Origin of the sequence: Xenophilus sp. (genome assembly GCF_044462705.1) — a bacterium.
Classification (GTDB): Bacteria; Pseudomonadota; Gammaproteobacteria; order Burkholderiales; family Burkholderiaceae_C; genus Xenophilus; species Xenophilus azovorans.
The window spans coordinates 1-5,853 of record NZ_JBIQNC010000261.1; the positions used below are offsets into that span (position 1 = coordinate 1).

A 5,853-nucleotide genomic window follows, 5' to 3' on the forward strand; every position below is an offset into this window, starting at 1 on the left:
GCCTCGAACAGCTCGGCCACGCGCGGCAGACCGCCGGTGATGTCGCGGGTCTTCTGGCCTTCGACCGGGATGCGGGCCAGCACTTCGCCGGGGCCCACGTCCTGGCCGTCGCGCACCTGGATCAGGGCGCCGACCTGGAAGCCGATCGTCACCGAGTGGTCGGTGCCGGGGATCTTCACCTCGTTGCCGCCGGCGTCCAGCAGCTTGACCTGCGGACGCACGACCTTGGCCGCACCGCGGCGCTTCGGATCGATCACCACCAGCGTCGACAGGCCGGTGACCTCGTCCACCTGCTTGGCGACGGTAACGCCTTCCTCGATGCCCTCGAACTTCACCTGGCCGGCGAACTCCGTGATGATCGGGCGCGTCAGCGGATCCCAGTTGGCCAGGATGGTGCCGGCCTTGATCTGCTGGTCGGCCTTGACGGTCAACGTCGCGCCGTACGGCACCTTGTGGCGCTCGCGCTCGCGGCCGTGCTCGTCGTGGATGATGATCTCGCCCGAACGCGCGATCACCACCAGCTCGCCCTTGGAGTTGGTCACGTAGCGCATCGTGGCGTTGAAGCCGATCACGCCGTTGCTCTTGGCTTCGACGCTGGAGGCCACCGCCGCGCGCGAGGCCGCGCCGCCGATGTGGAAGGTCCGCATCGTCAGCTGCGTGCCGGGCTCGCCGATCGACTGGGCGGCGATCACGCCGACCGCTTCGCCGATGTTCACCAGGCCGCCGCGGCCGAGGTCGCGGCCGTAGCACTTGGCACACAGGCCGAAGCGCGTGGCACAGGTCAGCGCGGTGCGCACCTTCACCTCGTCCACGCCGGCCGCTTCCAGCACTTCCACGGCGTCCTCGTCGAGCATGTCGCCGGCCTTGACCAGCACGGCACGCGTCTCGGGGTGCAGCACGTCGTCGGCCGCGGTGCGGCCGAGGATGCGGTCGCGCAGCGACTCGATCACCTCGCCGCCCTCGACGATGGCGCGCATCGCGGTGCCGTCGTGCGTCTCGCAGTCCTGCTCGGTCACGACCAGGTCCTGCGTCACGTCGACCAGGCGGCGGGTCAGGTAACCCGAGTTCGCGGTCTTCAGTGCCGTATCGGCCAGACCCTTGCGGGCACCGTGGGTGGAGATGAAGTACTCCAGCACGTTCAGGCCTTCGCGGAAGTTCGCGGTGATGGGCGTCTCGATGATCGAGCCGTCCGGCTTGGCCATCAGGCCGCGCATGCCGGCCACCTGGCGGATCTGCGCCGCGGAGCCGCGGGCGCCGGAGTCGGCCATCATGTAGATGGAGTTGAAGGACTCCTGGTCCACTTCCTTGCCGTTGCGGTCCTCGACCTTCTGCTTCGAGAGCTGGGCCATCATCACCTTGGAGACGGCGTCACCCGCGCGGCCCCAGATGTCCACGACCTTGTTGTAGCGCTCGCCGGCCGTCACCAGGCCCGAGACGTACTGCTGCTCGATCTCCTTCACCTCCTTGGAGGCTTCGTCGATGATCTTCTGCTTCTCCGGCGGCACCAGCATGTCGTCGATGGCGATCGAGATGCCGGCCTTGGTCGCCAGGCGGAAGCCGTTCTGCAGCAGCTTGTCAGCGAAGACCACCGTTTCCTTCAGGCCGCACTTGCGGAAGGAGGCGTTGATCAGCTTGCTGATCTCCTTCTTCTTCAGCGCCTTGTTCATGATGGAGAACGGCAGGCCCTTGGGCAGGATCTCCGACAGCAGCGCGCGGCCGACCGTCGTGTCGACCAGCGCGGTGCTGGGCGTGAACTCGCCGGTGTCCTTGTTCTTCGCCCACTCGGTGATGCGCACCGCCACCTTGGCCGTGAGCTCCACCACGCCGGCGTCCAGGGCGCGCTGCACTTCACCGATGTCGGAGAAGATCAGGCCCTCGCCCTTGCCGTTGATGCGCTCGCGGGTGGTGTAGTACAGGCCCAGCACCACGTCCTGCGAGGGCACGATGGAGGGCTCGCCCGAGGCCGGGAACAGCACGTTGTTGGAGGCCAGCATCAGCGTGCGGGCTTCCATCTGCGCTTCCACCGACAGCGGCACGTGCACGGCCATCTGGTCGCCGTCGAAGTCGGCGTTGAAGGCGGCGCACACCAGCGGGTGCAGCTGGATGGCCTTGCCTTCGATCAGGATCGGCTCGAAGGCCTGGATGCCCAGGCGGTGCAGCGTCGGCGCGCGGTTCAGCAGGACGGGGTGCTCCTTGATCACCTCTTCCAGGATGTCCCACACCACCGGCGTGCCGCTCTCGACTTCCTTCTTCGCCGCCTTGATGGTGGTGGCGATGCCCATGGCTTCCAGGCGCGAGAAGATGAAGGGCTTGAACAGCTCCAGCGCCATCAGCTTCGGCAGGCCGCACTGGTGCAGCTTGAGCGTCGGGCCCACCACGATGACCGAGCGGCCCGAGTAGTCGACGCGCTTGCCCAGCAGGTTCTGGCGGAAGCGGCCGCTCTTGCCCTTGATCATGTCGGCCAGCGACTTCAGGGCGCGCTTGTTGGCGCCCGTCATCGCCTTGCCTCGGCGGCCGTTGTCCAGCAGGCTGTCGACAGCCTCCTGCAGCATCCGCTTCTCGTTGCGCGCGATGATCTCCGGGGCCTTCAGCTCCAGCAGGCGGCGCAGGCGCGAGTTGCGGTTGATGACGCGGCGGTACAGGTCGTTCAGGTCGGAGGTGGCGAAGCGGCCGCCGTCCAGCGGCACCAGCGGACGCAGGTCCGGCGGCAGCACGGGCAGCACGTTCAGCACCATCCACTCGGGCTTGATGCCCGACTTGCGGAAGGCTTCCAGCACCTTCAGGCGCTTGGAGTTCTTCTTGACCTTGACTTCGGAGCCGGTCAGGTCGCCGCGCAGCTTCTCGATCTCGGTGTCCAGCTCGATGCCTTCGAGCAGGTCCTTGATGCCTTCGGCGCCCATCTTGGCGACGAATTCGTCGCCGTATTCCTGGCGCTTCGCGTCGTAGTCGTCCTCGGTCATGATGCTGAACTTCTTCAGCGGCGTCATGCCGGGGTCGGTCACGACATAGGCCTCGAAGTACAGCACGCGCTCGATGTCGCGCAGCGTCATGTCGAGCACCAGGCCCAGGCGCGACGGCAGGCTCTTGAGGAACCAGATGTGCGCGCAGGGCGCGGCCAGGTCGATGTGGCCCATGCGCTCGCGGCGCACCTTGGTCTGCGTGACTTCGACGCCGCACTTCTCGCAGATCACGCCGCGGTGCTTCAGGCGCTTGTACTTGCCGCACAGGCACTCGTAGTCCTTGATGGGCCCGAAGATCTTGGCGCAGAACAGGCCGTCGCGCTCGGGCTTGAAGGTCCGGTAGTTGATGGTCTCGGGCTTCTTCACCTCGCCGAAGGACCACGAGCGGATCTTCTCGGGCGAGGCCATGCCGATCTTGATGGCATCGAAATGCTCATCGGGGGTGAACTGCTTGAACAGGTCGAGTAGCGATTTCATGTTCCTGATTCCCCTTCCAATTACGAACGCTCGAGTTCCATGTCGAGGCCGAGGGAGCGAACTTCCTTGACCAGCACGTTGAAGGACTCGGGCATGCCGGCCTCGATGGCGTGCTCGCCCTTGACGATGTTTTCGTAGACCTTGGTGCGGCCCTGCACGTCGTCGGACTTGACGGTGAGCATCTCCTGCAGCACGTAGGCGGCGCCGTAGGCTTCCAGCGCCCACACTTCCATCTCGCCGAAACGCTGGCCGCCGAACTGCGCCTTGCCGCCCAGCGGCTGCTGGGTGACGAGCGAGTACGGGCCGGTCGAGCGGGCGTGCATCTTGTCGTCCACCAGGTGATGCAGCTTCAGGAAGTGCATGTAGCCGACGGTGACGGGACGCTCGAACTGGTCGCCGGTGCGGCCGTCGTACAGGTACGCCTGGGTGCGCGTGTCGGTCAGGCCCTTGAGCTTGGCGAGGTCCTGAGGGAAGGCCAGCTTCAGCATCGCGCGGATTTCCTCTTCCGAGGCGCCGTCGAACACCGGGGTCGCGAAGGGCACGCCGCTTTGCAGGTTGTGCGCCATCTCCACGATCTCGTCGTCACCGAGCTTGGCCAGCTCTTCCTTGCGGCCGGAGCCGTTGTAGAACTGCTCCAGGAACTTGCGCAGCTCGGCCACCTTGGCCTGCTGCTGCAGCAGGTCGCCGATGCGCTGGCCGATGCCCTTGGCGGCCCAGCCCAGGTGCACTTCCAGCACCTGCCCGACGTTCATCCGCGAGGGCACGCCCAGCGGGTTCAGGCAGATGTCGCAGGGCGTGCCGTCGGCCATGTGGGGCATGTCCTCGACCGGAACGATCTTGGACACCACGCCCTTGTTGCCGTGGCGGCCGGCCATCTTGTCGCCGGGCTGCAGGCGGCGCTTGACGGCCAGGTAGACCTTGACCATCTTCAGCACGCCGGCCGGCAGCTCGTCGCCCTGGGTCAGCTTCTTGCGCTTCTCTTCGAAGGCCAGGTCGAAGCTGTGGCGCTGCTGCTCGATCGAGTTCTTGATCGATTCGAGCTGGGCGGCCACGTCCTCGTCCGCCGGGCGGATGTCGAACCAGTGGAACTTCTCGACCGAGGCCAGGTAGGCCGCGTCGATCTTGCTGCCCTTGGCCAGCTTGTTCGGGCCGCCGTTGGCGGCCTTGCCGGTCAGCAGCTTCTCGATCCGGTCGAAGGCGTCGGCCTCGACGATGCGCAGCTGGTCGTTCAGGTCCAGGCGGTAGCGCTTGAGCTCGTCGTCGATGATCTGCTGGGCGCGCTTGTCGCGCTGGATGCCTTCGCGGGTGAACACCTGCACGTCGATCACGGTGCCCGAGGAGCCCTGGTCCACGCGCAGCGAGGTGTCCTTCACGTCGGAGGCCTTCTCGCCGAAGATCGCGCGCAGCAGCTTTTCTTCCGGCGTCAGCGTGGTCTCGCCCTTGGGCGTGACCTTGCCCACCAGCACGTCGCCCGGCTGCACCTCGGCACCCACGTAGATGATGCCCGACTCGTCCAGGCGGTTGAGCTGCTGCTCGGCCAGGTTCGGGATGTCGCGGGTGATTTCCTCGGCGCCCAGCTTGGTGTCGCGCGCCATCACCACCAGCTCCTCGATGTGGATGCTGGTGTAGCGGTCGTCGGCCACCACGCGCTCGCTGATCAGGATCGAGTCCTCGAAGTTGTAGCCGTTCCAGGGCATGAAGCCGATCAGCATGTTCTGGCCGAGGGCCAGCTCACCCAGGTCGGTCGAGGCGCCGTCGGCGATCACGTCGCCCTTGGCGATCTTGTCGCCGCGCTTGACGATCGGACGCTGGTGGATGTTGGTGTTCTGGTTGGAGCGCTGGTACTTGATGAGGTTGTAGATGTCCACCCCCACCTCGCCGGCCTGCGCTTCCGCGTCGTTGACGCGCACCACAATGCGGGTGGCGTCCACGTAGTCCACCACACCGCCGCGGGTGGCGGTCACCACGGTGCCCGAGTCCACGGCCGAGACGCGCTCGATGCCGGTGCCCACGAAGGGCTTCTCGGGGCGCAGCACCGGCACGGCCTGGCGCTGCATGTTGGCGCCCATCAGTGCGCGGTTCGCATCGTCGTGCTCCAGGAAGGGCACCAGCGAGGCGGCCACCGACACGATCTGCGCCGGCGACACGTCCATGTACTGGATGCGGTCGGCGCTGACCAGGATCGATTCGCCCTTCTCGCGCGCCGACACCAGCTCGCCGGTCAGGCGACCGTCCTTGTCCAGCGCCGCGTTGGCCTGGGCGATGACGTACTTGCCCTCTTCGATGGCCGACAGGTAGTCGATGTCCATCGTCACCTTACCGTCCACCACGCGGCGGTACGGCGTCTCGATGAAGCCGTACTCGTTCAGGCGGGCGTACAGGGCCAGCGAGTTGATCAGGCCGATGTTCGGGCCTT

General features: G+C 66.4%; 2 protein-coding genes. Both read right to left on the bottom strand.

What is annotated here, in order from left to right:
- On the bottom strand, positions 1-3,437 hold a 3,437-nt coding region (rpoC, locus tag ACIY1X_RS24085), incomplete at its 3' end, for a DNA-directed RNA polymerase subunit beta' (RefSeq protein ID WP_399685579.1).
- A gap of 20 nt (positions 3,438-3,457) precedes the next feature.
- Positions 3,458-5,853, bottom strand: a 2,396-nt coding sequence (rpoB, locus tag ACIY1X_RS24090) for a DNA-directed RNA polymerase subunit beta (protein WP_399685582.1), incomplete at its 5' end; no start/stop codon positions are given.